At 69.1% G+C, this 26,050-nt stretch carries 25 protein-coding genes and 1 tRNA gene; 14 read left to right on the forward strand and 12 right to left on the reverse strand.

Annotated elements, in window-relative coordinates; genetic code table 11:
• From M3195_RS10830 to M3195_RS10850, 5 genes are all read left to right on the forward strand, one after another.
• Positions 1–1,809 carry an ATP-binding cassette domain-containing protein gene (locus M3195_RS10830; RefSeq protein ID WP_251587341.1) on the forward strand — a complete coding sequence of 603 codons (1,809 nt, stop codon included), beginning with the start codon at positions 1–3 and terminating at the stop codon, positions 1,807–1,809.
• Between the two features lie 58 nt (positions 1,810–1,867).
• Positions 1,868–3,679, forward strand: coding sequence for a Na+/H+ antiporter (locus M3195_RS10835; RefSeq protein WP_251587342.1), 1,812 nt, complete (start codon positions 1,868–1,870; stop codon positions 3,677–3,679).
• A 102-nt stretch (positions 3,680–3,781) separates the two neighbouring features.
• Entirely contained in the window at positions 3,782–4,690 is a 909-nt protein-coding gene (locus M3195_RS10840; protein ID WP_251587349.1) for a MetQ/NlpA family ABC transporter substrate-binding protein, read from the forward strand.
• Positions 4,691–4,796: 106 nt separating this feature from the next.
• Positions 4,797–5,840, forward strand: a complete 1,044-nt coding sequence (locus M3195_RS10845) for a methionine ABC transporter ATP-binding protein (protein ID WP_251587588.1) — start codon at positions 4,797–4,799, stop codon at positions 5,838–5,840.
• A complete protein-coding gene (locus M3195_RS10850; protein WP_251587351.1) occupies positions 5,840–6,499 on the forward strand; it encodes a methionine ABC transporter permease in 660 nt (219 codons plus the stop codon). The genes M3195_RS10845 and M3195_RS10850 overlap by 1 nt, the downstream gene beginning before the upstream one ends.
• Here M3195_RS10850 and M3195_RS10855 read toward each other — a convergent pair.
• Together M3195_RS10855 and M3195_RS10860 are read right to left on the reverse strand one after the other, a co-directional pair.
• The gene (locus M3195_RS10855) at positions 6,486–7,433 is read right to left on the reverse strand and encodes a pseudouridine synthase (protein WP_251587353.1); all 948 of its coding nucleotides are present in this window, start codon (positions 7,431–7,433) and stop codon (positions 6,486–6,488) included. The two genes, M3195_RS10850 and M3195_RS10855, sit on opposite strands and share 14 nt — an antisense overlap.
• A 10-nt stretch (positions 7,434–7,443) precedes the next feature.
• On the reverse strand, positions 7,444–8,379 hold the full coding sequence (locus M3195_RS10860) for a GlxA family transcriptional regulator (RefSeq protein WP_251587355.1): 936 nt from the start codon (positions 8,377–8,379) through the stop codon (positions 7,444–7,446).
• Positions 8,380–8,486: 107 nt separating this feature from the next.
• Between M3195_RS10860 and M3195_RS10865 the strand changes: the two genes are divergently transcribed.
• The gene (locus tag M3195_RS10865) at positions 8,487–9,428 is read left to right on the forward strand and encodes an NADP-dependent oxidoreductase (RefSeq protein ID WP_251587357.1); all 942 of its coding nucleotides are present in this window, start codon (positions 8,487–8,489) and stop codon (positions 9,426–9,428) included.
• A 48-nt stretch (positions 9,429–9,476) separates the two neighbouring features.
• Here the strand turns inward: M3195_RS10865 and M3195_RS10870 are convergent, their stop codons facing one another.
• Complete coding sequence (locus M3195_RS10870) at positions 9,477–9,971, reverse strand: MarR family winged helix-turn-helix transcriptional regulator (RefSeq protein ID WP_251587361.1); 495 nt, start codon at positions 9,969–9,971, stop codon at positions 9,477–9,479.
• 90 nt (positions 9,972–10,061) lie between these two features.
• Between M3195_RS10870 and M3195_RS10875 the strand changes: the two genes are divergently transcribed.
• The 6 genes from M3195_RS10875 to M3195_RS10900 all read left to right on the forward strand — a co-directional run bounded on the left by M3195_RS10875 (position 10,062) and on the right by M3195_RS10900 (position 15,647).
• Positions 10,062–10,133 (forward strand) — tRNA-Gln (locus M3195_RS10875).
• A gap of 1 nt (position 10,134) precedes the next feature.
• Entirely contained in the window at positions 10,135–11,562 is a 1,428-nt protein-coding gene (gene glmU / locus M3195_RS10880) for a bifunctional UDP-N-acetylglucosamine diphosphorylase/glucosamine-1-phosphate N-acetyltransferase GlmU (protein ID WP_251587362.1), read from the forward strand.
• Positions 11,563–11,570: 8 nt separating this feature from the next.
• Positions 11,571–12,605 carry a ribose-phosphate diphosphokinase gene (locus M3195_RS10885; protein ID WP_251587363.1) on the forward strand — a complete coding sequence of 345 codons (1,035 nt, stop codon included), beginning with the start codon at positions 11,571–11,573 and terminating at the stop codon, positions 12,603–12,605.
• Positions 12,606–12,700: 95 nt separating this feature from the next.
• Positions 12,701–13,156 carry an FMN-binding protein gene (locus M3195_RS10890; protein WP_251587365.1) on the forward strand — a complete coding sequence of 152 codons (456 nt, stop codon included), beginning with the start codon at positions 12,701–12,703 and terminating at the stop codon, positions 13,154–13,156.
• Between the two features lie 15 nt (positions 13,157–13,171).
• Positions 13,172–14,029: an FAD:protein FMN transferase gene (locus tag M3195_RS10895; RefSeq protein ID WP_251587366.1), complete on the forward strand. Its 858-nt coding sequence runs from the start codon at positions 13,172–13,174 to the stop codon at positions 14,027–14,029.
• Between the two features lie 43 nt (positions 14,030–14,072).
• Positions 14,073–15,647: a flavodoxin reductase gene (locus tag M3195_RS10900; protein ID WP_251587367.1), complete on the forward strand. Its 1,575-nt coding sequence runs from the start codon at positions 14,073–14,075 to the stop codon at positions 15,645–15,647.
• 6 nt (positions 15,648–15,653) lie between these two features.
• Here the strand turns inward: M3195_RS10900 and M3195_RS10905 are convergent, their stop codons facing one another.
• The 4 genes from M3195_RS10905 to M3195_RS16955 form a co-directional block, all read right to left on the reverse strand.
• Complete coding sequence (locus tag M3195_RS10905) at positions 15,654–17,120, reverse strand: ATP-binding protein (RefSeq protein ID WP_251587589.1); 1,467 nt, start codon at positions 17,118–17,120, stop codon at positions 15,654–15,656.
• Positions 17,121–17,167: 47 nt separating this feature from the next.
• Positions 17,168–17,896, reverse strand: coding sequence for a response regulator transcription factor (locus M3195_RS10910; RefSeq protein ID WP_251587368.1), 729 nt, complete (start codon positions 17,894–17,896; stop codon positions 17,168–17,170).
• A 112-nt stretch (positions 17,897–18,008) separates the two neighbouring features.
• A complete protein-coding gene (gene gndA / locus M3195_RS10915) occupies positions 18,009–19,463 on the reverse strand; it encodes an NADP-dependent phosphogluconate dehydrogenase (RefSeq protein WP_308211583.1) in 1,455 nt (484 codons plus the stop codon).
• 79 nt (positions 19,464–19,542) lie between these two features.
• On the reverse strand, positions 19,543–19,668 hold the full coding sequence (locus tag M3195_RS16955) for a hypothetical protein (RefSeq protein WP_256999418.1): 126 nt from the start codon (positions 19,666–19,668) through the stop codon (positions 19,543–19,545).
• Between the two features lie 218 nt (positions 19,669–19,886).
• Between M3195_RS16955 and M3195_RS10920 the strand changes: the two genes are divergently transcribed.
• Positions 19,887–20,510, forward strand: a complete 624-nt coding sequence (locus M3195_RS10920; RefSeq protein WP_251587369.1) for a 50S ribosomal protein L25/general stress protein Ctc — start codon at positions 19,887–19,889, stop codon at positions 20,508–20,510.
• 99 nt (positions 20,511–20,609) lie between these two features.
• Positions 20,610–21,191, forward strand: a complete 582-nt coding sequence (pth, locus tag M3195_RS10925; RefSeq protein WP_251587375.1) for an aminoacyl-tRNA hydrolase — start codon at positions 20,610–20,612, stop codon at positions 21,189–21,191.
• 119 nt (positions 21,192–21,310) lie between these two features.
• On the opposite strand, the gene M3195_RS10930 is transcribed toward pth, so the two are convergent.
• The 5 genes from M3195_RS10930 to M3195_RS10950 form a co-directional block, all read right to left on the reverse strand.
• On the reverse strand, positions 21,311–22,039 hold the full coding sequence (locus M3195_RS10930) for a hypothetical protein (protein ID WP_251587610.1): 729 nt from the start codon (positions 22,037–22,039) through the stop codon (positions 21,311–21,313).
• 49 nt (positions 22,040–22,088) lie between these two features.
• Positions 22,089–23,093 carry a tryptophan--tRNA ligase gene (trpS, locus tag M3195_RS10935; RefSeq protein ID WP_308211584.1) on the reverse strand — a complete coding sequence of 335 codons (1,005 nt, stop codon included), beginning with the start codon at positions 23,091–23,093 and terminating at the stop codon, positions 22,089–22,091.
• 36 nt (positions 23,094–23,129) lie between these two features.
• Complete coding sequence (locus M3195_RS10940; protein WP_251587378.1) at positions 23,130–23,969, reverse strand: exodeoxyribonuclease III; 840 nt, start codon at positions 23,967–23,969, stop codon at positions 23,130–23,132.
• Between the two features lie 10 nt (positions 23,970–23,979).
• Positions 23,980–25,194: a YihY/virulence factor BrkB family protein gene (locus tag M3195_RS10945; protein WP_251587380.1), complete on the reverse strand. Its 1,215-nt coding sequence runs from the start codon at positions 25,192–25,194 to the stop codon at positions 23,980–23,982.
• Positions 25,195–25,280: 86 nt separating this feature from the next.
• The gene (locus M3195_RS10950) at positions 25,281–26,048 is read right to left on the reverse strand and encodes a succinate dehydrogenase iron-sulfur subunit (RefSeq protein ID WP_096713726.1); all 768 of its coding nucleotides are present in this window, start codon (positions 26,046–26,048) and stop codon (positions 25,281–25,283) included.
• Positions 26,049–26,050: the final 2 nt, after the last annotated feature.

Below are 26,050 nucleotides of genomic sequence, written 5' to 3' on the forward strand. Positions count from 1 at the left end.
ATGGCACATCTTCTCGGGGCCGAAGCCCTGCATCTCGAATATCCGACGAGGGTCGTGTTCGACTCCGTGACCCTCGGCATCGAGGAGGGCGACCGCATCGGCATCGTCGGCCGCAACGGCGACGGCAAGTCGAGTCTGCTCGGCATGCTCGCCGGCACCAAGGAGCCGGACTCCGGTCGCGTCACGGTCCGCGGTGGTACGACGATCGGCGTGCTCTCGCAGGCCGATACGCTCGGCGACGACGTCACGATCGCCGAAGCCGTGGTGGGTGACACCCCCGAGCACGAGTGGGCGGGCGACGCGCGGGTGCGCGACGTGATCGCCGGGCTCCTGACGGATCTGCCCTGGGACGCGCGGATCGGCTCCCTCAGCGGAGGGCAGCGTCGGCGCGTATCGCTCGCGAAGCTGCTCGCGGGGGACTGGGACGTCATCGCGCTCGATGAGCCGACCAACCACCTCGACGTCGAGGCGATCACCTGGCTCGCCGGACACCTCAAGAGGCGGTGGCCGGCCAACTCCGGTGCGCTCCTCGTCGTGACCCACGACCGGTGGTTCCTCGACGAGATCTGCACCGAGACCTGGGAGGTGCACGACCGCATCGTCGAGCCCTTCGAGGGCGGCTACGCGGCGTACATCCTGCAGCGCGTGGAGCGCGACCGAATGGCGGCCGCCACCGAGGCCAAGCGGCAGAACCTCGCGCGCAAGGAGCTGGCATGGCTCCGCCGCGGCGCCCCCGCCCGCACGAGCAAGCCGAAGTTCCGCATCGAGGCGGCCAACGAGCTCATCGCCGACGTGCCGGAGATCCGCGACGCGGTGTCGCTGCAGTCGCTCGCTGTGTCGCGCCTGGGCAAGGACGTCGTCGACCTCCTGGACGTCGGCGTCAGCTATCCGACCGCCGACGGAGGCACCAGACGCATCCTGTCGGACGTCGAGTGGCGCATCGCGCCGGGTGAGCGCACCGGCATCCTCGGTGTCAACGGCGCCGGCAAGTCGACCCTCCTCGGACTCATCTCGGGAACGGTCGAGCCGACGGAAGGGCGCATCAAGCGCGGCACCACCGTGAAGGTCAAGACGCTGACGCAGCGCCTCGACGAGCTCGAGCAGCACTGGACGGACCCGGTGCGCGTGGTGATCTCGGGCCTGCGCACCTCGTACACGATGGGTACCGGGTCGAAGGCGCAGGACCTCACGCCGGGGCAGCTCCTCGAACGGCTCGGCTTCTCCTCGGCGCAGCTGTCCACCCCGGTCAAGGACCTCTCCGGCGGGCAGCAGCGCCGGCTGCAGCTGCTCCTCGTGCTGCTCGACCAGCCCAACGTCCTGATCCTCGACGAACCCACGAACGACATGGACACTGACATGCTCGCGGCGATCGAGGACCTCCTCGACTCGTGGTCGGGAACCCTCCTCGTGGTCAGCCACGACCGGTACTTCCTCGAGCGCGTCACGGATCAGCAGTATGCGATCCTCGACGGACGCCTGCGCCACCTCCCGGGCGGCGTCGACGAGTACCTCCGCCTGCGTCAGCTGCAGGACGCGACTCCGGCGGCCGTGACGAAGACGGATGCCGCAGCGGCGCCGTCCGGTCTCGACGGTGCCGAACTGCGCGCGGCTCAGAAGGAGATCGCGTCTCTCGAGCGCCGGATCCAGAAGCTCACCGACCAGGTCGACAAGGCCAAGCACGCCCTCGCCGACCATGATCAGTCGGACTACGCGGGCCTCGGCGATCGCATGAAGAAGATCGGCGAGCAGGAGTCCGAGATCGAGGAGCTCGAGCTGCGCTGGTTCGAGCTGACGGAGCAGGTCGGCTGACCCGCGCAGATCCGCCCCGCGAGGAATATCCTTCTCCTACCTGCGTTGGGAGGTAGGGATGGAAGGCCTCGAAGTAACCGTCCTCATCGGACTCACGATCCTCGTCGGAGCGCTGCTCGCTCCCCGTATCCGCCTCGCTCTGCCGCTCGTGCTCGTCATCTTCGGTCTCGCGCTGGGATTCGTCCCGCAGCTGCGCGAGATCCAGCTGCCGCCCGAGACGGTCCTGCTGCTGTTCCTCCCGGTGATGCTGTTCTGGGAGAGCCTCACGACGTCGCTGCGGTCGATCCGTCGCGACTTCCGCTACATCCTCCCGATGAGCACGCTGCTCGTCGTCGCGTCCGCGTTCGCGGTCGCCGGGATCGGCGTGCTGTTCGGCATGCCGTGGGAGATCGCCCTGATCCTCGGGGCCGCGGTCGCTCCTCCCGACGCCACCGCCGTCGCCGCGCTCGGTCGTCTGCTCCCGCGACGCATGTTCATGAAGCTCAAGGCGGAGAGCCTCACCAACGACGGCACCGCCCTCGTCCTCTACGCCATCGCGGTCTCCTTGGCACTGGGAGGCAACGTCACGCCCTGGTCGGTCACGCTGTCGGTGCTCATCTCGTATGTCGGAGGAGTGGCCGCGGGCATCGTGGTCGCCGCGCTCGGATACCTGCTTCTGCGCCGCACGTCGCGGACCGTGGTGATCAACGTCACGCTGCTCCTCATCCCGTTCACCTCGTTCCTGCTCGCCGAGATCGTGCACGCGTCCGGTGTGCTCTCCGTCGTGGTGGCCGGTCTGATCGTCGCCTACGTCTCGCCGCGCGTGACGACGGCATCCTCGCGCCGCCAGGCCGATGCGGCATGGCCGTTCGGGGTCTTCCTGCTCAACGGCGCGCTGTTCGTGCTCATCGGGCTCGAAGTCCAGTTCGTCGTCCATGAGATCTCCGGAGCCGCGATCGGACGGCTCGTGCTCATCACCCTGGCCGTGTGGGTGACACTCCTGATCGTGCGCTACGTCTTCCAGCTCCTGAACGCCCTGTTCCAGCGGCAGCCGGGCGCCCGCCAGGCACGGGGATCGCGCTCACGGGCGCGCGCCGTGTCGACGGTCGCCGGCATGCGCGGGGCCGTGTCGCTGGCGATCGCGCTGTCCGTGCCCGCGGCGAGCGCCACGGGCGGCGAGCTCGCCGGGCGCGACCAGATCGTCTTCGTCACGGCTGGAGTGATCCTCCTGAGCCTGCTCGTGCAGGCACCGCTGCTCCCGGCGATCGTGCGGTGGGCGCGGTTCCCCGTCGACCATGCGGAGGACGAGGAGTACGAACTGGCCGAGCGCACCATCTCGGGTGCGGCTCTCGCCGCTCTCGACGACCTCGCGGCCGAGCACGGCGTCGGGCAGGAGATCCGCGACAAAGTGCGAGCCGAGGGCTACCAGATGCTCGAGTTCTCGAACGCGCGAGCGCTGGCGAGAGAGCAGGCGATCGTGGATGCCGAGGCGCGCGCCCTCGACGAGATGCTCGACGAGCCCGACCCGCTCGGCGCCGGCACGGGTGGTGGGCGCGTCGTCACCGGCGCCGGAGAATCCGATTCCCCGTCGGGGATGAACGCCGCGGTGGCCGACGGCGACACCCTGCTCGACGGCGATGAGGGCATGGAGGGCGAGGTGAAGACGCTCCAGATGATCGCCACGTCGCCGGACATCGACGTCATGCAGCGCTCGCCGCTCGTGCGTCACGACGAGCACACCCGCCTCAAGCTCGCCCTGATCGACCGCAAGCGGGAGGTGCTGCTCGGACTCCGCCGATCGGGCAGGGTCGACGACCTCGTGGTGCGGCGCATCTCGGCGCGTCTCGACCTCGAACAGGTGCGACTGCAGGGGATCGAGGAGTTCGACTGACGCGGCGTGACCCGCTGTGACGCTCTGTGACAGCTCGATTGTCGCGTGCGCCCGGCGCCTGCCTAACGTATTCGAGTCCCCCAAGAGAGGAACCCCCACCCCATGTCACGCCGCACCACTTCCCTCATCGCCGCGCTCGCCGCGGTGCCGCTGTTCGTCGCCCTCTCGGGCTGCGCGACCGCATCCTCCGACGCCGGATCCGGCGGTGACGCCGGGGGTGACGAGACCGTCAAGATCGGCGTCGTCGGCAAGGGAGACCCGCAGTGGGCACCGTTCGTCGAGGCCGCGGCCGAGGAGGGCATCACGGTCGAGCTCGTCGACTTCGGCTCGTACGAGCAGCCGAACCCCGCGCTGAGCGAGGGCGAGATCGACCTCAACCAGTTCCAGCACATCGTCTACCTCGCCGAGTACAACAACGCCTCGGGCTCGGATCTGACGCCGATCGGCTCCACCGCCATCTACCCGCTCGGTCTGTACTCGAAGAAGTATGACGACGTGAAGAGCATCCCCGAGGGCGAGACCGTCGCCGTCCCCGACGACGCGTCGAATCAGGCCCGTGCGCTCAACGTGCTGCAGTCGGCGGGGCTCGTCGAGCTGAAGGACGGCGGTACCGCGTACTCCGACCTCGCTCAGGTCGACGAGGCGAAGTCGAAGGTCAAGGTCACGGCGCTCGAGGCCGCGCTGATCCCCACCTCGCTGCCCGACGTCGCCGCAGCGATCATCAACAACGACTTCGTCGAGGATGCGGGACTGACGTTCGACGACGCGATCGCGCAGGACGATCCGGAGGACGCCGCCTCCCTGCCGTACGTGAACATCTTCGCTGCGCGCGCCGAGGATGCCGACAACGAGACCTACCTCAAGCTCGTCGAGATCTTCCAGACCGACGAAGACGTGCAGGCAGGCCTGCTCGAGTCGTCGGGCGACACCGCCGTGCCGCTGCAGACGCCCGTCCAGGAACTCGTCGACACCCTGGCGAAGGTCCAGAAGGACGCCGACGCGAAGAAGTGACTCGGCCGGGGTGAGATCCACCCCGCGCTGATGCGAGAGAATCGGGTGGCGCCGCGTGCGTCGCCCGATTCGTCGTTCCGCCGCCCACCCCATCACCGGAGCATCCATGCCGATCGTGAGCCTGACCAACGTGTCGAAGGCCTATCCCTCCCGCACTTCGCGTGACGCCGAGATCGTCGCGGTCGACGACGTCACCCTCGACATCGAGAAGGGCGACGTCTTCGGGATCATCGGGTACTCCGGGGCGGGCAAGTCCACGCTCGTGCGCCTGATCAACGCCCTCGAGCCGGCCACGTCGGGCACGATCCTCGTCGACGGCGTCGACATCACGACGCTGTCGGAGAGCGCCCTCCGCAAGGTCCGCGGCGGCATCGGCATGATCTTCCAGCAGTTCAACCTCTTCGCGTCGCGGTCGGTGAAGGCGAACATCGCCTATCCCCTCAAGCTCGCCGGGTGGTCGAAGGCCGACATCGAGGAGCGCGTGGCCGAACTGCTGTCGTTCGTCGGCTTGTCCGACAAGGCCAAGGCCTATCCCGAGCAGCTCTCCGGTGGTCAGAAGCAGCGCGTCGGCATCGCTCGCGCGCTCGCCACCAAGCCGGCGATCCTGCTGGCCGACGAGGCGACCAGCGCCCTCGACCCGCAGACGACGCACGAGGTGCTCGATCTGCTCGGCCGCGTCAACCGGGAGCAGGGCGTCACGATCGTCGTCATCACGCACGAGATGGACGTCATCCAGACCATCGCCACGAAGGTCGCCGTGATGGAGCGCGGCCGGGTGATCGAGCAGGGCGACGTGTTCGACGTCTTCTCCGCACCGCAGAACCCGGCATCCCAGCGCTTCGTCGGGACGGTGGTCAAAGGCATCCCGTCGCCCGCCGAGCTGGCCGTGCTGCGCGACCGGCACCACGGCCGCATCGTCACGTTCTCGTTCCGCGACGGCGACTCCTCGCAGGCGCAGGTGTTCCTCGATCTCGCCGCCGCCGGACTCGACTTCGAGCTCGTGTACGGCGGTATCAACGACATCCGCGGTCGCGCGTTCGGGCACCTGACCCTCGCGATCCGCGGCGACGCCGCCGCCGTCGACCGCGCGCTCGCGGCGATCGGTGAACGCGTCGAAGTGACCGAGCTCGCCGGAGAGGAGGCCCGCTGATGGAACGCCTGATCGAACTGGGTCCGGAGTTCTGGTCCGCCGCCCTCGAGACCCTCTACATGACGACCTTCGCCCTGGTGCTCGGCGGGGTGCTGGGACTCGTGATCGGTGTCGTGCTCTACGTCACCCGTCCCGGCGGGCTGATGCAGAACGCCGCGGTCTCGGCCATCGCGAATCTCGCGGTGAACTTCTTCCGTCCGATCCCGTTCGTGCTTTTCGTCGCCGTTGCGCAGCCGTTCGCCCGGGTCGTCGTCGGCTCCGGCATCGGCACGACCGCCGGCGCGTTCCTCATCGGCATCGCCGCCGCGTTCGCGATCGGTCGCATCGTCGAGCAGCATCTCGTCTCGGTGTCGCCCGGTGTGATCGAAGCCGCGCGCGCGATGGGTGCGAGCCCGCTGCGCATCCTCTTCACCGTCGCGATCCCCGAGTCGCTCGGCCCGCTCATCCTCGGCTACACGTTCATCGTCGTCGCCCTGATCGACATGACGGCGATGGCCGGCCTGATCGGCGGTGGGGGCCTCGGAGCCTTCGCCCAGATCTACGGCTTCCGCCAGTTCGAACCCGTCGTGATGTGGGCCGCGATCATCCTCATCGTCGTGTTCGTACACCTCGTGCAGCTGCTCGGTACGCGCCTCGCGCGCCGGATCATGCGCCGCTGACCGCGCTCGCATCCGGCGCGAAGGCGAGGGAGCGCCGCGTGGTGAACTCCCGTGCGGCGCCGCTCAGCGGGTCGACGAAGCGCAGCTCGCGCGCGAGCAGCTGCAACGGCCGGTCGAAGTCGTCGGGGGTCTCGGGCTCCAGCACGGGGTAGAAGCGATCGTGCAGGATGCCGAGGCCCACCGCCGCGAGGTGCACGCGGAGCTGGTGCATCTTGCCGCTGTGCGGACGGAGCAGGGTGTGCACGACGTCGCCGTCGGCGTTCTGGATCTCGATCAGCGTCTCGGCGTTCGGCTCGCGATCGGGCACGACCTCGACGCACAGCTGCGCACGCGGCTTCACGATGTGGTTGCGGTACACGAGCGGGAAGCGCGCGGCATCCTGCTCCCAGCCCTCCGGACGCGCGGACACCGCCTCGTAGGTCTTCCGTACCTCGCGATTCTCGAACATCAGCTGGTACGCGCCCCGCGTCTCCGGACGGGCGGAGAACATCAGCAGCCCGGCTGTCGCGCGATCGAGACGATGGATCGGGGTCAGCTCCGGGATGCCGAGGAGATTGCGCAGCCGCACGAGCGCGGAGTTCTGCACGTACTTGCCGCCGGGCGTCGTCGGCAGGAAGTGCGGCTTGTCGATCACGACGAGGTCGTGGTCCTGATGCAGCACCTCGATCGGGAACGGGATCTCGCGCTCCTCGGGCGGCTCGCGGTAGTACCAGACGAACTCCTCCGCGCCGAGCGGGGTCTCACGCGGGAGCGGCCTGCCGTCGCGCGCCACGATCTCGCCCCGGTCGAACCGCACGAGAAGTCGCTCGGGGTCGAGGTGAAAGAACCTTTCGATCATGTACTCCGCGATCGTCGGCCACTCGCCCGTCAGGGGCACGTGGAGTCGGGTCGCCCCCACGCCGTCGCGCATGGGGAGGGGGGAGAGCATGCCCATTCCGACCAGCCTACGCGGCGCGCGCGAACCGGGAGCGGTACTGCTGGGGCGCGAGCCCGAGCCGGTCACGGAAGTGCTTGCGCAACGCGGCGGCCGTCGCGAATCCCGACCGCGCCGCCACGTCGTCGATCGTCAGGTCGGTCGTCTCCAGCAGCTCGCGTGCGCGATCGACCTTGGCATCGGCGAACCAGTCGCCGACCGTGCGGCCCGTCTCGGCGCGGAAGCGTCGTGTGAGCGTCCGCACGCTCATGCCGAAGCGTGCCGCGACGGCGGCGAGCGAGAGAGGCTCGTCGAGGTGCGCCATCAGCCACCCCTGGATGTCGCCGGACGAGCCCGGGACCGACTGCGGCACCGGCGGTCTGGCGATGAACTGTCGCTGACCGCCTCCGCGGTGCGGGGCGGCGAGCGTCACCTTGGACACCGTCGCCGCCACGGCCGCGCCGTGGTCCGTCGCGATGAGGTGCATCGTGGCATCGATCGCCGCCGACGCGCCCGCGGCCGTCAGCACAGAGCCTGCGTCGACGAACAGCTCGTCCTCGCGCAGCCGGACGCGCGGAAACCGTCGGCCGAACTCCTCGGCGGCGCACCAGTGCGTCGTCGCCTCGCGCCCGTCCAGCAGACCCGCCGCCGCGACCGTGAACGCTCCGGTGCAGAAGCTCACGATCCGTCGATCGGCGAAGTCGCTCAGCCCGATCGGGTCGCCCGCGATCTCGGCGTCGCTCCACGGCGGGATGATGATGGTGTCCGCCGTCTCGAGGACCCTCCGGTCGGCGGCGGGAGTGATCGCGAAGTCGGAGTTCGTCGGCACGGGTGCTCCGTCGAGCGTGCAGGTGGTGACGGAGTAGAGCGCTTCGCCGTCGCGCTGAGCAGCGCGGAAGAAGCGGGCGGGGATGCCGAGCTCGTAGGGGAAGACCCCGGGAAGCGCGACGACGGCGATCTGGTGCATGGCTCTATCGTGACACATGTTGTCCTTCCGGCCACTGGTGGGGTCGGTATCCGATCGCCAGGCTGGTATCTGCAATCACAGGATCAGCAGAACAGAAAGGTAATCCCGTGCGTTCAGCGAAGTACTCCGGCCCCGGCGCGGCCGCCGACGTGATCTCGGTCGTCGAGGTCGACACCCCGAAGCCCGGCCCCGGCGAGGTCCTCGTCCAGGTGGGTGCCGCCGGGCTCAACCCCGTCGACGTGAAGATCCGGGCGGCGGCGCATGACTTCGGGGTCATCCGGTACTCAGACCTGCCCGGATGGGATGTGGCCGGCGTGATCGTCGAGGTCGGCTCCGATGTCACCGGCTGGACGCCCGGCGATCGCGTCTACGCGCTCGCCGCGTTCCCCGCCGCAGCTCATACGCTCGCCGAGTACGCGATCGTCGCGGCCGCCGACCTCGCGCGCACCCCGTCGACGTGGTCGACGGCGCAGGCCGGTGCGGGCCCGCTCGCACTTCTCACCGCCTGGCAGGCGCTGGATGCCGCCGGCGTGCGCGAGCGGCAGCGCGTGCTCGTCCTGGGCGGCGCTGGCGGCGTCGGCCACCTCGCGATCCAGCTCGCCGTCGCGCGCGGCGCGGAGGTCGTCACGACGGGCAGCCCGGCGAAGCACGAGCTGCTGCGTGGGTGGGGAGCGACCGACGTGGTCGACTACCGCGACGAGGACGGGCTCGCCGCCATCGCTCCCGTCGACGCCGTGATCGTCACGGTGGACGACACGTTGCCCCCGCGCGGGGCGGTGAGGGCGGGTACGTCGGTCATCACGATCACCGGGTTCTCCGGCTCGCAGACCGCTCAGCTCACCGAGTGGGGAGCGGCTCCGGTCCAGCGCATCCTCGTGCACGCCGACGGCGCCGAGCTCGCCCAGATCACGAAGCTGGCCGAGGCCGGGCGGGTGGACGTGCACCTCGACTCGAGCTTCCCGCTCGACGACCTCGCTGCGGCGCAGGAGCGCGTGGAGACGGGGCGGTCCACCGGCAAGGTCGCCGTCATCGTCGATCCGACGATCTGACGGAGACGGTGCGGGCCGCGGCGGAGGCCCGGCCCGCACCGGCGCTCGTCAGGCGTCGAAGCTCAAGCTCAGCTTGCGCAGCAGAGCTGCGAGCCGGTCGCGATCACCCCGCGAGAGGCCCTGCAGCAGGTCGGCCTCGACGTCGACGAGACGCGTGATAGCGGCATCAACGCGGATGCGTCCGTCGTCGGTGAGCGTGACGAGCACGCTGCGCCCGTCGGCGGGATCGGCCTCGCGTCTCACGAAACGGCGTCCGACGAGCCGGTCGATGCGATTGGTCATGGTGCCGCTGGACACGAGCGTCTGCTGCAGCAGCTGCTTGGGGGAGAGCTGGAACGGCGACCCGGCCCGACGCAGCGCGGAGAGCACATCCCACTCCCACGGCTCGAGATCGCTGCGGCGGAACACGTCACGTCGAGCGCGGTCGAGCAGGCGCGTCAGTCGGTCGACGCGCGACAGGACCTCGAGCGGCGAGAAGTCGAGGTCGGGGCGCTGGGCGTTCCAGGCGCCGACGATGCGATCGACCTCATCCGCCTGGCTCATCCGTCCATTATCGTCGGTGGGCGGACGCGTGCCGTCGAGACCCGGGTGGACGTGGCAGACTTGACGGGCGGCCGCCCCTGGGCGCCGCGGTCCGCCGTGGTGTAATGGCAGCACGACAGCCTTTGGAGCTGTGAGGTCTAGGTTCGAGTCCTGGCGGCGGAGCATGACTGGGAACAATCTCGCCATCATCGTCCTCGCGGCAGGGCAGGGCACCCGCATGAAGTCGCGGCTGCCGAAGGTGCTCCATCCCATCGGCGGCCGACCGCTCGTCGGGCACGTTCTGACCACGGCCGCGCGTCTCGCCGCCGACCACGTCGAGGTCGTCGTGCGGCACGAGCGCGATCAGGTGGTCGCGGCGCTGCGCGAGGACTACCCGCATGCGGTGTTCGTCGATCAGGACGACGTGCCGGGCACCGGACGCGCGGTCCAGGTCGCGATCGATGCGATCCCCGATTTCGACGGCGACGTGCTCGTCCTCTCGGGCGACTGCCCGCTGGCCGACGTCGACACGCTCAGCGCATTCCTCGCCGAGCACCGGGATGCCGAGGCGGCCGCCACCCTGATGACGGCGGTCGTCGACGACCCGACCGGATACGGCCGCGTGATCCGTGACGCCGACGGAGGCGTCGACCGCATCGTGGAGCAGAAGGACGCGACCGCTGACGAGGCGTCGGTGCGCGAGATCAACGCAGGCATGTACGTCTTCCGCGCCGAGGTGCTGCGGCGCTACCTGCCTCAGGTCGGCGTCGACAACGCGCAGGGCGAGATGTACCTGACCGACGTCCCCGGACTGCTGCGAGCCGCGGGCGACCGTGTGGCGGCATCCGTCGTCTCCGACGTGTCGGTGACCTTCGGGGTCAACGACCGCGCCCAGCTCGCTCTCGTGGGCCGCCTGCTCAACGAGCGCATCGTGCGCCGCTGGCAGCTCGAGGGCGTCACCGTGATCGATCCGGCTACCACCTGGATCGACGACGACGCGACGCTCGCACCCGACGTCACGATCCTCCCGAACACCCAGATCCTGCGCGCCACGAAGATCGGCGAGGGAGCCACGATCGGACCGGACACCACCTTGGTCGACTGCGAGGTCGGGGAGGGGGCCACGGTCCGCCGCACCGACGCGACCCTCGCCGTGATCGGCGCCGAGGCGACGGTCGGTCCCTTCTCGTACCTGCGCCCCAACACCGTTCTCGGAGCCGGGGGCAAGATCGGCGCCTATGTCGAGACGAAGAACGCCGAGATCGGCGAGGGCAGCAAGGTCCCGCACCTGTCGTACGTCGGCGACGCCACGATCGGCCGGGGCGTGAACCTCGGCGCGAGCACCATCACGGCCAACTACGACGACGTGAACAAGCACCGCACGGTGGTCGAGGACGAGGTGCACACCGGCTCGCACACGACGCTCGTCGCGCCCGTTAGGCTGGGTGCTGGCGCCAAGACAGGTGCCGGTGCCGTCGTCCGCAAGGACGTCCCGGCCGGTGCCCTTGCCATGAGCGTCGCCCCCCAGCGCAACATCGAGGGCTGGGTCGAGAACAACAGGGCAGGCACGGGCGCGGCGGATGCCGCAGCTCGGGCCCGAGCGGCGGAGTAGGCGGACTGATGGCGCGCAAGAACAAGACGGTCGTTCTGGATCGAGACAACGGCATCGCTCCGGGTCTCGTCGCCAAGACGAAGAAGCGACTGGTCGTCGCGGGTGGCCGCTCGCACCCCGAGCTGACGGCCGCCGTCGCGTCGGCTCTCGGCACCGAGGTGGTTCCCACCGAGCACCGCACGTTCGCCTCCGGTGAGATCTACGCCCGCTTCGAGGTGTCGATCCGCGGGTGCGACCTGTTCCTCATCCAGACGTTCGGCGAACCGGTCAACGAGTGGCTCATGGAGACGCTCATCATGATCGACGCGGCCAAGCGCGCATCCGCCAAGCGCATCACCGTGGTCGCGCCCTACTATCCGTATTCGCGTCAGGACAAGAAGGGCCGCGGGCGCGAGCCGATCAGCGCCCGCCTCGTCGCCGACCTGCTGAAGACGGCCGGCGCCGACCGCGTCATGAGCGTCGACCTCCACGCCGCACAGATCCAGGGCTTCTTCGACGGCCCAGTCGACCACCTGTTCGCCAAGCCCGTGCTGCTCGAGCACTTCGAGCGCACGCTGAGCGCGGCCGATCGCGAGATCCTCACCGTCGTCTCGCCCGACATGGGTCGGGTGCGAGTTGCCGACACCTGGTCCGACAGCCTCGGCGCCCCGCTCGCGATCATCCACAAGCGTCGTGACCCGAAGGTCGCCAACCAGGTCTCGGTGCACGAGATCGTCGGCACCGTCGAGGGCCGCACGTGTCTGCTCGTCGACGACATGATCGACACCGGTGGAACGATCGTGAAGGCCGCGCAGGCGCTCAAGGCCAACGGCGCGCACCGGGTGATCGTCGCCGCCACGCACGCGATCTTCAGCGACCCGGCGTCGGAGCGGCTGCAGGATGCCGCGATCGACGAGGTCGTCATCACCGACACGATTCCGCTCACCGAATCCCGTCGCTGGGACAAGCTCACGATCCTGCCGATCGCCCCGCTGCTGGCTCGCGCGATCCACGAGGTCTTCGAGGACGGCTCGGTCACGAGCATGTTCGGCGGCGACGCGTAGGACACACGGCGTCACGGCACAGCCGGTCCATAGGACGCATCTCTACGGTCGATTCAACGACATGCAGTTGTCTCGAACAGAGCCGGAGGACCATCATGATCCGCACGACCGTACCGACCACTGTCCGCAAGGGTTCCGCGCTGCTCGGCGTCGCCGGACTCCTCGTCCTCGCCGGGTGCTCCGGAACCGGCGACGCGCAGACGCCCTCCACCGGAGACGACGGCACCGCGTCGGACTCGACCGCTGCGAGCGGCGAGTACAAGGACGGCACCTACGAGGCCGAGGGGTCGTACCAGACCCCCGAGACCGTCGAGACGATCTCGGTGTCGCTGACGATCGCGGACGGCGTCGTCGAATCCGTCGAGGTGACGGGCGACCCTCAGGCTCGCGAGAGCGAGCAGTACCAGGGCCAGTTCATCGACGGAATCTCCGACGAGGTCGTGGGCAAGTCCCTCGACGAGATCGAGGTCAGCCGTGTCGCCGGATCCTCCCTCACGAGCGGCGGTTTCAACGAGGCCGTGGCGTCGATCAAGGAGCAGGCCGCCGCCTGAGGCGCCTGTTTCGCCATGGCGACCTGGCGCTTCGAGGCGATCGGCACCCACTGGGAGATCGAGAGCGACGAGGAACTCGGCGAGTCGACTCGGATGACCGTGACCGCGGAGATCGAGCGCTTCGACCGGGAGTGGTCGAGGTTCCGCTCGGACTCGGCGGTGACACGCGTCGCCCGTGAGGGAGGAAGCATCGCGTCAGCTGACGCGGCTCCCATGCTCGACGCCTATCGAGACGCGTCCGCGGCTACCGGCGGCGGCGTGAACCCTCTCGTCGGCGACAGCCTCTCCGCGCTCGGTTACGACGCCTCGTACTCGCTCGCGGCCGGCTCGCCGGTCTCGGCGCCCTCGGACTGGCAGCGTCTCGTGCGATGGACCGAGGATGGGGCCACGGCATCCGCTCCCGTTCTGCTCGACGTCGGCGCTCTCGGAAAGGGCAGACTCGTCGACCTGGTGACCGACGTGCTCTCCGGCGTGGGCGGCGATCTCGTCGTCGATGCCGGCGGCGACATCCGGGTGCGCGGACGGGCGGTGCGCATCGGTCTCGAGCATCCGTACGATGCGACCAAGGCCATCGGCGTCATCGCGCTGCAGGATGCCGCGCTCTGCGCGTCGGCAGTCAACCGCCGTGCCTGGGGCGACGGCCTGCATCACGTCCTCGACGCGCGCACGGGCATTCCCGTGCGCACTTGGGCGGCGACGTGGGCGATCGCACCGGATGCGATGCGAGCGGATGCCGTCGCCACGGCGCTCTTCTTCGACGGCGGCCCCGAACTCGCCGCCGAGTGGGGAGTGGAATGGGTGCGTATGTCGACCGACGGTCGCGCCGAGCGCTCCGCCGAGTGTCCGGCCGAGCTGTTCACCGTCAGGGCGTAGGGCTTGCGCTCTGCGCCGTCATCGATCAGGGAAGAGGAGAACCGTGATCACCTCCCTCACCGCGCTGCGGCAACGCGTGCTGGCCTTCCTCGGCGGCATCTCGATGTACCGCCTCGTGCTGTTCGCCCTCTTCGCGCTCGCGGTGATCGCGGTCGCGCTGTCGGCGCTCGGCGTGATCGTGTCGCCGACGCCTCTCGAGATCGTCGCGTCGTTCGCGGTGCTCGCCGTCGCGATCTCGGTCGTCGACGCCGCCACGCAGCGGGTCCTCCGGCTGCCCTGGCGTATCGAGTCCTCGCTCGTGACCGCGCTCATCCTGCTGTTCGTGCTGCGTCCCGGCGTCGAGGGCGCCGCGCTGCTGGGGCTCGCGATCGCCGGGGCACTCGCGAGCCTGTCGAAGTACCTGATCGCGTGGCGCGGAAGGCACATCCTCAACCCGGCCGCGTTCGGCGCCGCCGTCGTCTCGATCCTCGGGTCATTCGGCGCGTTCGAGTGGCTGGGCACCTCATCGTCGTGGTGGGTCGGCACGCCATCGTTGTTCCTTCCCGTCGCGATCCTCGGGCTCGCGGTGCTGTGGCGCACCGAGAAGGTGCGCATCGTGCTGACCTTCCTCGTCATCGCGATCGCCGTCTCCGTCGTGCGGCAGGCGGTGCAGGCGCAGGAGTTCTCCATCGCGTTCGACATCGGAGCCGCGCTCTCGTTCGCCGTGCTGCAGTCGCCGTTCCTCTTCCTCGGCGCGTTCATGCTGTCGGAGCCCCTGACGATGCCGCCCCGGCGCTGGCAGCAGTTCTCGGTGGCGGCGCTCGTGGGCGTGCTGGCAGGTTGGCCCATCGCCATCGGGTCGCTGTTCACCCTGGGTCAGGAGCGGGCGCTGCTCATCGGCAACCTCCTGGCGTTCGCCTTCGCGCTTCGGGGGTCGGTGCGTCTGGTGCTCGAAGAGCGGCGATCTCTCACACCCACAGCGCAGGAGCTCACCTTCCGGGCCAGGGGCACGGTGCGCTTCCTGCCCGGCCAGTATCTCGAGCTCGACGTGCCGCACCGCAGGCCCGACGCGCGCGGCACTCGGAGGGAGTTCAGCATCGTCTCGGCCCCCGCCGACCTCCCCATGCTGCGCATCGCCTATAAGAACGGCGATCAGGAGCATCCGTCGAGCTACAAGCGCGCGCTCGCGGCGGCGGAACCCGGTGCGACCCTCGCCGTCACAGGGACGTGGGGTGACTTCCTGCTGCCGCGCTCCGGCACCCCCGTGCTGATGGTCGCAGCGGGGATCGGCGTCACGCCGTTCGTGTCACAGCTCCGCCAGCTGCAGCAGACCGGCCAGCAGCGCGACGTCGTGCTGGTGTACGTCGCCGCCGACAGCACCGAGCTCGCCTTCCGCGACGAGCTCGCCGCGACCGGCGCGCGCGTCGTCGTGTTCACTCGTGACGAGCTCGCCGACCTGCCCGCGCACTGGAGCTGGGCAGGAGGTGCGCGCCTCAGCGGTGCGAGCCTCGAGCAATGGGTACCGGACCTCGACTCCCGTCACGCGTACATCTCGGGCCCGCCGCGGCTCATCGCCGATCTCGCCCCGGCACTGCAGAAGGCCAGGTCGCTCACGACCGACGCGTTCGCCGGGTATTGATCCCGGCTACCGACCGGAGGGCTGGTCTTCCACCGATGATTCCTGGTGCACCGGGATCCGCACCGTGAACGTCGTATCACCGGGTTTGCTGTCGACGGTGATCCTGCCGCCGTGACCCTCGACGATCGCCTTGACGATCGCGAGTCCGAGTCCCGTGCCGCCCGTCTGCCTGGCGCGGGAGGTATCGGCCCTGGCGAACCGGGCGAACAGCTCGTCGCGCACGCTCGGGTCGATTCCGGGGCCGTCGTCGTGCACGCGCAGCACGGCGTCGTCGCCCTCGCGGTCGACCCGCAGGGTGATGTGGGTGCCTGCGGGGGTATGCGTTCGGGCGTTCGCAAGCAGGTTCGCCACCACCTGGTGCAGCCGGCCCGCATCACCGATGATCATGAGGGGCTCGTCGGGCACCTCGATGTTCCAGTGATGCTCCGGCGCCGTCGGCCGGGCGTCCGACAGGCCCTCCAGCGCGAGCTGCGTGAGGTCGACGGTGCCGTGGACGAGCTCGCGGCCCTCGTCGAGCCGCGCCAGGAGCAGCAGATCCTCCACGAGCCGCGACATGCGCAGCGACTGCGCCTGGATGCGCTCGAGAGACGTTGTGGTCCCCTCGATCGCAGCCGGCCCCTGCTGCTGGCTGAGAGCCTTGAGCGAGAGCTCGGAGTACCCGCGGATGCTGGCGAGCGGCGTCCGCAGCTCGTGGCTGGCGTCGGCGACGAACCGGCGCATCCGCTCCTCGTTCTTCTGACGTGCCGCCAGCGACAGGTTCACGTGGTCGAGCAGCTTGTTCAACGACGCGCCGACGAGACCGGTCTCCGTGCGCGGATCGGCCTCGTACGCGGGAACCCGCTCGGTGATCTCGACCTGGCCACGATCCAGTTGCTGGTTCGCCACGCGGGTCGCGGTGGCGGCGACCGCCCGCAGCGGACGCAGACTCACCCTGATCGTGATGGCCGTCGTGAGGGCGAGCAGGATCAGGCCGCCGAGGGTGGCGAGCACGATCACGGTCAGGAGCGTCGTGAGCTGATTCTGGATCTCGTCGCGCGGCAGACCCGTCACCACGGTCGCCCCGGTCTGCGGCGCGGTCGCCACGACGAGGCGATACGACCCGAGCCCGTCGATCGTCACGGTCGCGCTGGTCCCGCCCTCCAACCCCTCACGGATCTGGTCGAGCTGGAGTGAACTCAGCACGGCGGGACCGGTGCTCGTGGCCTCTCGAGGGCTGTCGAGGATCACACCACTCGTGCCGACCTGGTTCGATACCGCGACCAGGAGCCCGGACTCGGGTGAGGTCGTCGTCGTGAAGATGTCGGCGGCGGTCCCGATGTTCGCCGGGAACTTGTTGACGAGGTAGGTCAGCTGTCCCGCGTACTGCTCGATCTTCTGGTCGAGCTGGCCCTCCAGGGTGCGCCCCAGGATCGCGCTCGTGATGATCGAGACGATCACGAGGATGAGCGATACGAACCCGATCACGGCGGTCATCAGCCGGGTCTGCAGGCTCAACGGCCGTGCCGCGAGTCGGGGAGTGGTCACTGAGGTGCCTTGATCATGTAGCCGACTCCGCGCACGGTGTGCAGCAGGGGCGTGCGGCCCGCATCGATCTTCTTCCGGAGGTACGAGATGTACAGCTCGACCACGGAGGACTTGCCGCCGAAGTCGTAGCTCCACACGCGGTCGAGGATCTGCGCCTTCGACAGCACGCGCCGTTCGTTGCGCATGAGGAAGCGCAGCAGCTCGAACTCGGTGGCGGTCAGCTCGATCTCGGTGCCGTCGCGCATGACCTCGTGGCTGTCCTCGTTGAGCGAGAGGTCGGCGACGCGGAGGATCGACTGGCCGTCGTCGGCGGTGGCGTGCCCCGTGCGACGGATGATCGCGCGCAGGCGCGCGATCACCTCCTCGAGGCTGAAGGGCTTGGTGACGTAGTCGTCGCCGCCGGCTGTGAGACCTGCGACGCGGTCGCCGACGGCATCCTTCGCGGTGAGGAACAGCACGGGAACGAGGTTCCCCGTCTCGCGGAGTCGTCGCAGCACCGACATGCCGTCGAGGTCGGGCATCATGATGTCGAGAATGAGGGCGTCCGGCTCGAACTCTCTCGCGACCTGCAGGGCTTCGAGCCCGGAGGAGGCGGTGCGCACGTCCCAGCCTTCCATCCGGAGAGCCATCGCGAGCAGGTCGGTGAGCATCTGCTCGTCGTCGACGGCGAGGATGCGCAGCGGGGAGCCGTCAGGACGGCGCAGGTCGGGCAGGTCGGAGCTCATGCATCCATTCTGCGGAATCTCCTATGTCATTTCTATGGAGAGCGCTATGCGTTGGCTGGGAACGGCGAAGGGCTCCGGATCTCGGATCCGGAGCCCTCGCCAGCGGGTGTGCTCAGTGCGTGTCTTCCGCCTCGATCTCGGTGCGGTCGCCCGACCACTGGGTGTGGAAGGTGCCTTCCTTGTCGATGCGCTTGTAGGTGTGGGCGCCGAAGAAGTCGCGCTGGCCCTGCACGAGGGCTGCGGGCAGGCGGTCGGCGCGGAGGCCGTCGTAGTACGACAGCGACGACGAGAACGCCGGGGCGGGGATGCCGGCCTGGGCGGCCGTGACGACCACACGCCGCCAGGCGGCCTGACCGCGGGTCAGTGCCTCGGCGAAGTACGGCGCGGTCATCAGCACCGGCAGACCGGGCTCGGCCGCGTAGGCGTCGGCGATGCGGTTGAGGAACTGGGCGCGGATGATGCAGCCGCCGCGCCAGATCTTCGAGATCGCGCCGAGGTCGATGTTCCAGTCGTACTCGGCCGCTCCCGCGCGGATCTCGTCGAAGCCCTGCGAGTAGGCGACGATCTTCGAGGCGTAGAGGGCCAGGCGCACGTCCTCGATGAAGGCATCGACGTCTTCCGCGGCGACGGTGAACTCGTCGTCGGGGCCGGGGAGTGCGCGGGCGACCTCGCGCTGCTCGGGGTGGCTGGAGAGCGAGCGGGCGAAGGTCGCCTCGGCGATGCCCGAGACCGGGACGCCCAGCGACAGAGCCGTCTGCACCGTCCAGGCGCCGGTGCCCTTGGCGCCCGCCTGGTCGAGGATGACGTCGACGAGCGGCTTTCCGGTGGCGGCATCCACCTGACGGAGCACCTCGGCGGTGATCTCGATCAGGTACGACTCGAGCTCGCCGCGGTTCCACTCGGCGAAGACATCGGCGATCTCGGCCGGGCTCTTGCCGGTGCCGCGTCGGATGAGGTCGTAGGCCTCGGCGATGAGCTGCATGTCGGCGTACTCGATGCCGTTGTGCACCATCTTCACGAAGTGCCCCGCGCCGTCGTGGCCGACGTGCGTGACACACGGTTCGCCCTCCGCGACCGCGGCGATCGACTTGAGGATCGGACCGAGCGTGACCCACGACTCGTCCGAACCGCCCGGCATGATCGATGGGCCGGTCAGGGCGCCCTCCTCGCCGCCGGAGATCCCGGCGCCGACGAAGTTCACGCCCGTCTCGCGAACCGCCTTCTCGCGGCGGATCGTGTCGGGGAAGTAGGCGTTGCCGCCGTCGACGATGATGTCGCCCGGCTCGAAGACCTCGAGGAGCGAGTCGATCACGGCATCCGTCGGGCGCCCCGCCTTGACCATGATGATCGCGGTACGCGGCTTCTGCAGCGAATCGGCGAACTCCTGATAGGTCTGCGCGGGGAGGAAGCCGGCCTCGGGGTGCTCGGAGACGAGCGTCTCGGTCTTCTCGTAGCTGCGGTTGAAGATCGCCACCGTGTTGCCCTCGCGGCTGGCGAGGTTACGGGCGAGGTTCGACCCCATGACGGCGAGTCCGACGACTCCGATGTTGGCTGATGCTTCGGGCACAGAGGGCTCCTCGATCGTGAAGGTTGGGATGCCCCCAGATTATCGCGGTGCGTGCGATCGAGCCGCGTCTGTGTCGGCGTCAGTCCTTGCGGTAGCCGGAGCGGCCGAGCGAGAAGAGGGCACCGAACGTCGCGGCGGCCGCGCACACGGTCATCGCGCCGATGACCCAGGCGATCACGTGGGAGAAGAAGGCGCCGTCGAACATGGGACTCCGTTTTCTGCAGAGGGGCCGGTGTCCTCAGCCTACCGGGTCGTTTGCTACCATGAGGGGAGTACCTCGGCGAGGGATGCTGCTGCGCGTGCGCGGAACATCCGTTATCGACGCGGCGAAGCAAGCCCGGTGGCTTCCCTCACGTGTCTGCGTTCGAGAACAATTCCAAGACCACCGCGCAGTCTCGCTGCGTGCCCCGAAGGAGAACCCCTATGTCTGAAGACACCAAGGTCGTCGCCGAGCTCCGCGAGAGCTTCGGCAAGGGCTTCGCTCGCCGCCTCCGCGCCGCAGGCAAGATCCCCGCCGTCATCTACGGTCACGGCACCGAGCCCGTGCACGTCGCTCTGCCCGGTCACCAGGTCTCGCTGATCATCCGCCGTGCCAACGCGCTGCTCGAGCTCGACATCGCGGGCAAGGAGCAGCTCGCTCTTGTCAAGGACGTCCAGAAGGACCCGGTGCACCAGATCGTCGAGCACATCGACCTCCTCGTCGTGAAGAAGGGCGAGAAGGTCACGATCGACGTTCCCGTCGTCGTCACGGGCGAGCCCTTCGCAGGCACCATCGCCACGCTCGACGCGACCACGCTGTCGATCGAGGCCGAGGCCACGCACATCCCCGAGAACGTCGAGGTCTCCGTCGAAGGTCTCGAGGAGGGTGCGCACATCACCGCCGCTGACGTCGCACTGCCCAAGGGCTCGACCCTGCTCACCGACCCCGAGGTGCTCGTGGTCGCCGTGTCGGTGCCGGTCCTCGAGGTCGACGAGGACACGACCGCGGAGGAGCCCGCCGAAGGCGAGACCGAGGAAGAGGCGGCCCAGGAGGACGCCGCGGAGTAATCTCCGACAGCTCGAGCACGGAGGGGACGCGAGGTCATCGCGTCCCCTCCGTCGTATCCCGACCCGGACCGCTGTCCGCACCTGTGAGAGGACGACGACATGGCATCCACCTGGCTCGTGGTGGGGCTCGGCAACCCCGGCCCGCGATACGAGTCGACGCGGCACAACATCGGCCAGATGGTCGTCGACGAGCTCGCCGCGCGCCGCGCCGAGACCTTTCGCGAGCAAAAGGCGGGGGCGCGCGTCGTCGAGACGTGGCTGCGCCCCGGGGCCGACAAGCTCGTGCTGGCGAAGCCGAACACGTTCATGAACGTGTCGGGGACCCCTGTCGCCGCGCTCGCGCGCTTCTACTCCGTACCGGCGGAACGCGTCGTCGTCGTGCACGACGAGCTCGACATCCCGTTCGACACGATCAAGCTCAAGAGCGGCGGGGGACACGGCGGCCACAACGGCGTGCGTGACATCGCCAATGCGCTCACGACTCCGGACTTCCCCCGGGTGCGTGTCGGGATCGGGCGTCCTCCCGGCCGGCAGGATCCGGCCGACTGGGTACTGTCACCGTTCGGCAAGGACGAGCGCTCGAACCTGCCCATCCTCGTGTCGGACGGCGCGGATGCGGTGGAGCTGCTCGTCGCCGAGGGCCTCGTCGCGGCACAGCAGAAGCACCACGCGCCGCGCTGACCCCGACCCTGGCCCTCCACGTGACCCATCTCCTGAGATCAGGAGAAGCTACCGAGATCAGGAGGATGCTGTCGCCAAGCTCCTGATCTCGGGACAAGCTCCTGATCTCGGGCGGGTTGTCAGGCGGTCGGCAGGAAGCCCGCGGCCGTCCCCGTCGAGATCGCGAACAGCAGCACGATCCAGAAGATGACGGGCGCGATCACGGCGACGACGAGCGCCGCGATGCCTGCACCCCGTCCCTGGTTCCGACGGATGGCGATGATGCCGATGACGATCGCAGCAATCCCGAGGATCGTGCCCGTCCAGAAGGAGATCTCAGCCCAGAGCACCTGATCTCGGGCGGGCGACAACAGCGACAGGAAGTCGGGGTCGGTCGTGTCCAGGCCGCCGGGGATGCGACGTCCGATCTCGTAGCCGGCGACGCCGACCACGATCGGAGTGACCACCGCTGAGACGGCGGCGAAGATCAGTGCCAGGATGCCGAGCAGCGCCGACTTCCTCTCGGTCGTGCGAGGCACCTGGTAGGCGCCGGACGGTGCGGTGTAACCTCCGACCGGCACCTGGTAGGCCCCGGGAGGAGCGGGCTGAGGGAATGCGGGTGCACCGGGTGCGAGGAAGGCCGGGGCGCCGGCAGGCGCGGATGCCGGCGGGACGTTCGGCGGCGCGGGCGCCTGTGCGCCGGTCGCCGGGTAGGGCGAGGGCGCCGTATAGGGCGGGGGAGCGGAGTAGGCCGGCGGAGCGGAGTAGGCCGGCGGAGACTGCGGTGCGGGTGGAGCCGGAGGGTGCGCGACGGGTGCCGGGGGCACTGCGGGGACGTCTCCGTACGGGGGCTGCTGCGGATCGCTCACGCCCCCATCCTAGGTGCGGTCTCAGGATGCCGACGGTCGGCGCCCCGGGTCAGACGCGGCGCAGCAAGCCGACTCGGTCGTACACGGTCGCGAGAGTCGCGTCTGCCACCTCATCGGCGCGCGCGGCGTTCGAGGCGAGGATGCGGTCGAGCTCGGCGGGGTGGTCGAGGAGCTCGAGCGCGCGAGCACGCACCGGCTCGAACTCGTTCACGACGACCTCGGCGAGACCCTTCTTGAAGTCCCCGTAGCCTCGACCCGCATATTCGTCTTCGATCGCCGGCACCTGGCGGCCCGTGAGGGCGGCGTAGATCGTCAGCAGATTCGAGACCCCGGGCTTGTTCCCACGGTCGAAGCGCACCGACCCCTCGTTGTCGGTGACGGCACGCATGATCTTTTTCGCGGATTTCGCCGGGTCATCGAGCATCCACAGCACGCCGGCGTCGCTCTCGGCGGACTTCGACATCTTCGACGTCGGACTCTGCAGGTCGTAGATGCGGGCGGTGTCCTTCTGGATCACGGGCTTCGGCACGACGAAGGTCTCGCCGAACCGCGAGTTGAAACGCTCCGCGAGGTCGCGCGTGAGCTCGACGTGCTGCTTCTGGTCGTCGCCGACGGGCACGACGTCGGTCTGGTACAGCAGAATGTCGGCGGCCATGAGCACCGGATACGTGAACAGGCCGACGCTGGTCGAGTCCGCTCCGTAGCGAGCCGACTTGTCCTTGAACTGGGTCATGCGCCCCGCTTCGCCGAACCCGGTGATCGTCGAGAGGATCCACGCCAGCTCGGCATGAGCGCGCACGTGCGACTGCACGTACAGCGTCGACTGGGAGGGCTCGATGCCGGCGGCGATGTACTGCGCGGCGGTCCGGCGGGTCTTCTCGCGGAGCTCCGCCGGGTCCTGAGCGACGGTGATCGCGTGCAGGTCGACGACCGAGAAGAACGCGTCGAAGGAGCTCTGCAGCTCCCGCCACTGCAGGAGAGCCCCGATGTAGTTGCCGATCTGGAGGGAGTCGGCGGAGGGCTGCATTCCGGAGTAGAGGCGAGGCTTGGTCACGGTATCAATCCTACGGGCGACGCGTCGCCCGCGAGTTCAGTAGGTGTAGTCGACGACGACGGGTGCGTGGTCGCTCCAGCGCTGGTCATAGGCGGCCGCACGGGCGACGTGGTACGCCGTGACGCGCTCAGCGAGCGCGGGAGTGGCGAGGTGGTAGTCGATGCGCCACCCCGAGTCGTTGTCGAACGCCTGCCCGCGCATCGACCACCAGGTGTACGGCCCCTCCACCTCGCCGTGGAAGCGCCGGCCCACGTCGACCCAGCCGAGACCGACACCCGTCGAGCCGTCGGCACCCTCCACGGTCTCGCCCGCCGGGCCGAGAAAGCGATCGAAGTACGCGCGCTCTCGCGGCAGGAATCCGGCCTTCTTGCGGTTGCCTCGCCAGTTCTTGATGTCGAGCTCACGGTGCCCGACGTTGAGGTCACCGGTCACGAGCGCGAGGGCGTCATCCTGACCGAGCTCGGCGAGCCGCGCGCCGAACGCGTCGAGGAACTTCCACTTCTCCTCCTGCTTCGGAGTGTCGGCCTCGCCCGAATGTACGTAGGCGCTCACGACGGTGAGCGGCCGGTCGCCGATGAGGAAGTCGGCCTCGATCCATCGGCCCTTCGAGTCGAAGTCGGACGGTCCGAACTCGGTGCGGAACGAGAGCGCGGGCACGCGGCTGGCGATCGCGACACCGGCTCGGCCCTTGGCGCTGGCCTCGTCGTGCACGAAGGTCCAGCCGGGAAGGGCGGCCTCGAGGTGCTCATCCTGACCCCGGACCTCCTGGAGGGTGAGCACATCGACGTCGGCGGCATCGAGCCAGGAGCTCATCCCGTTGCGGGCCGCCGCCCTGATCCCGTTGACGTTGACAGAGGCGATACGCAGATGAGGCATGCGGACAAGCCTAACGATCGCCGCCGACATCACGGGTCGCGCCGTCGCGCTCGGCTCGCAGCCTCTCGATGAAGGACGGGACGGGATCGGGGAGGGGCGGCGCCGAGGCCTCGAGCTGGGCGAGATCCGCCTCCGCCTCGCGCACGGCGTGCGTGGCCGACCACGACCGGTACCACGGGGCGTCCTCGCGGGCGGAGCGCGCGGCATCCAGACGGATCTGCGCCGCCGCGACGAGCGTCCGATGCTCGTCGGCCAGCCGTTGCGCATCCGAGCGTCGGGTGAGGGGAAGGTCGCGGTCCCGCGCCGAGACCGCGATCCACGACGAGGCGACCAGCATCACCACGCCGTTCACTCGGAACCACAGCAGGAGCCCGACGAAGATGGCGAACGTCGCCAGCAGGGGGTTGCTCGGGGTGTAGCTCAACAGGAAGCCGGCCCCGTACTGCAGCACCGTCATCGCGGCGCCGCCGAGCAGCGCGCCGGGCCAGATCGTCCTCCACGACAGCGACGTGCCGGTGAGGAAGCGGACCATGGCCGCCAGAGCGCCCGACAACAGGGCGAACGACACGACCACGGTGCCGAGACGGATGCTCAGTCTGAGCCCGGCGGAACCCGTGTCCCACCCGAGGAGGCCGAGCAGCCAGCTCAGGGCGGCGGCACTGGCCGAGCTGAGCAGGGACCCCGCGATCAGCGCGACGCCGAAGATGAGGGCGGCGAGGAGATCACGGGCCTTCAGCATCACGTAGCTGCGCAGATCGGGCGGCAGACCGAAGATGTCGCGGGTGGCTCGGCGAGAGAACGTCACCCAGCCGATGGCGGTCCAGATGACCGTGCCCAGGGCGATGAGGCCGGTGACGCTCAGAACGCCGGTGGTGCTCGCGGCGATCTCCTGAGCCTGATCCGGCGTGAAAAGCCCGCCTTCCGGCTGGATCAGGTTCGGGATGTAGCTGTTGATGACGTCGATCAGGGCGTCGACGGCTTCTTCGCTGGCGCCCAGCCAGAGTCCGGCGACGGCGAAGGCGAGGTAGATCGCGGCGAAGATCGCGAACAGGGCCTGATAGCTGACGCCGGCCGCGAGCAGGAAGCCGTTGTGCTGCAGGAAGTGCCGCCACACCCGCACCGGGAAGAGTTCGAGCGTGCGCTTCGTCAACGTCGCCGCGCGGTCGACGACCGCGTCGATCCGCCCGGGTTCGGACTCGCCCGCCGCTCGATCTCGCTCCGACACGTCTTCACCCTACCGGCGGCCGCGGCGGAGACAGCAGACGGGCGGCCTCCCGAAGGAGACCGCCCGTCGACGGCTGGAACCCGAGATCAGGGGCGGCCGCGCAGCACGGCCTGCTTGACCTCTGCGATGGCCTTGGTGACCTCGATGCCACGGGGGCACGCCTCGGAGCAGTTGAAGGTCGTGCGGCAGCGCCAGACGCCCTCCTTGTCGTTGAGGATGTCGAGTCGGACGTCCGCGTTGTCGTCACGGGAGTCGAAGATGAAGCGGTGCGCGTTCACGATCGCCGCCGGGCCGAAGTACTGGCCGTCCGTCCAGAACACCGGGCAGGAGGAGGTGCAGGCGGCGCAGAGGATGCACTTGGTCGTGTCGTCGAAGATCTCGCGATCGGCGATCGACTGGGTGCGCTCCTTGCCCTTCTCCGGTACGGAGTTCGCGACGAGGAACGGCTGCACCTCTCGGTACGACGCGAAGAACGGCTCCATGTCGACGATCAGGTCCTTCTCGAGCGGCAGCCCCTTGATCGCCTCGACGTAGATCGGCTTCGAGATGTCGAGATCCTTGATCAGCGTCTTGCAGGCGAGGCGGTTGCGGCCGTTGATGCGCATGGCATCCGACCCGCAGATGCCGTGCGCGCAGGAACGCCGGAAGCTCAGCGAGCCGTCGACCTCCCACTTGATCTTGTGGAGTGCGTCGAGCACGCGGTCGGTGGAGTACAGCTCCACGTCGTAGTCGACCCAGTGCGGCTCCGCATCGACCTCGGGGTCGAAGCGACGGATGTTGAAGGTGACGATGAAGGACTGGATGCCGGTGTCCTCCGTGGCCTCTGCGGGGGCCTCGGCGAGTGCGTTCGACATGC

Source organism: Microbacterium hydrocarbonoxydans (assembly GCF_023715885.1).
GTDB lineage: Bacteria > Actinomycetota > Actinomycetes > Actinomycetales > Microbacteriaceae > Microbacterium > Microbacterium hydrocarbonoxydans_C.

What these genes read in the sequence shown, in the direction of transcription:
- glmU (WP_251587362.1), top strand. Translation starts at nt 10,135, where the DNA reads ATGACTGGGAACAATCTCGCCATCATCGTCCTCGCGGCAGGGCAGGGC.
- M3195_RS10855 (WP_251587353.1), bottom strand. Translation starts at nt 7,433, where the DNA reads ATGGGCATGCTCTCCCCCCTCCCCATGCGCGACGGCGTGGGGGCGACC.
- pth (WP_251587375.1), top strand. Translation starts at nt 20,610, where the DNA reads ATGGCATCCACCTGGCTCGTGGTGGGGCTCGGCAACCCCGGCCCGCGA.
- M3195_RS10950 (WP_096713726.1), bottom strand. Translation starts at nt 26,048, where the DNA reads ATGTCGAACGCACTCGCCGAGGCCCCCGCAGAGGCCACGGAGGACACC.
- M3195_RS10850 (WP_251587351.1), top strand. Translation starts at nt 5,840, where the DNA reads ATGGAACGCCTGATCGAACTGGGTCCGGAGTTCTGGTCCGCCGCCCTC.
- M3195_RS10895 (WP_251587366.1), top strand. Translation starts at nt 13,172, where the DNA reads ATGGCGACCTGGCGCTTCGAGGCGATCGGCACCCACTGGGAGATCGAG.
- M3195_RS10940 (WP_251587378.1), bottom strand. Translation starts at nt 23,969, where the DNA reads ATGCCTCATCTGCGTATCGCCTCTGTCAACGTCAACGGGATCAGGGCG.
- M3195_RS10905 (WP_251587589.1), bottom strand. Translation starts at nt 17,120, where the DNA reads ATGACCGCCGTGATCGGGTTCGTATCGCTCATCCTCGTGATCGTCTCG.
- M3195_RS10920 (WP_251587369.1), top strand. Translation starts at nt 19,887, where the DNA reads ATGTCTGAAGACACCAAGGTCGTCGCCGAGCTCCGCGAGAGCTTCGGC.
- M3195_RS10910 (WP_251587368.1), bottom strand. Translation starts at nt 17,896, where the DNA reads ATGAGCTCCGACCTGCCCGACCTGCGCCGTCCTGACGGCTCCCCGCTG.
- M3195_RS10870 (WP_251587361.1), bottom strand. Translation starts at nt 9,971, where the DNA reads ATGAGCCAGGCGGATGAGGTCGATCGCATCGTCGGCGCCTGGAACGCC.
- M3195_RS10890 (WP_251587365.1), top strand. Translation starts at nt 12,701, where the DNA reads ATGATCCGCACGACCGTACCGACCACTGTCCGCAAGGGTTCCGCGCTG.
- M3195_RS16955 (WP_256999418.1), bottom strand. Translation starts at nt 19,668, where the DNA reads ATGTTCGACGGCGCCTTCTTCTCCCACGTGATCGCCTGGGTCATCGGC.
- M3195_RS10840 (WP_251587349.1), top strand. Translation starts at nt 3,782, where the DNA reads ATGTCACGCCGCACCACTTCCCTCATCGCCGCGCTCGCCGCGGTGCCG.
- M3195_RS10885 (WP_251587363.1), top strand. Translation starts at nt 11,571, where the DNA reads ATGGCGCGCAAGAACAAGACGGTCGTTCTGGATCGAGACAACGGCATC.
- M3195_RS10830 (WP_251587341.1), top strand. Translation starts at nt 1, where the DNA reads ATGGCACATCTTCTCGGGGCCGAAGCCCTGCATCTCGAATATCCGACG.
- M3195_RS10860 (WP_251587355.1), bottom strand. Translation starts at nt 8,379, where the DNA reads ATGCACCAGATCGCCGTCGTCGCGCTTCCCGGGGTCTTCCCCTACGAG.
- M3195_RS10845 (WP_251587588.1), top strand. Translation starts at nt 4,797, where the DNA reads ATGCCGATCGTGAGCCTGACCAACGTGTCGAAGGCCTATCCCTCCCGC.
- M3195_RS10835 (WP_251587342.1), top strand. Translation starts at nt 1,868, where the DNA reads ATGGAAGGCCTCGAAGTAACCGTCCTCATCGGACTCACGATCCTCGTC.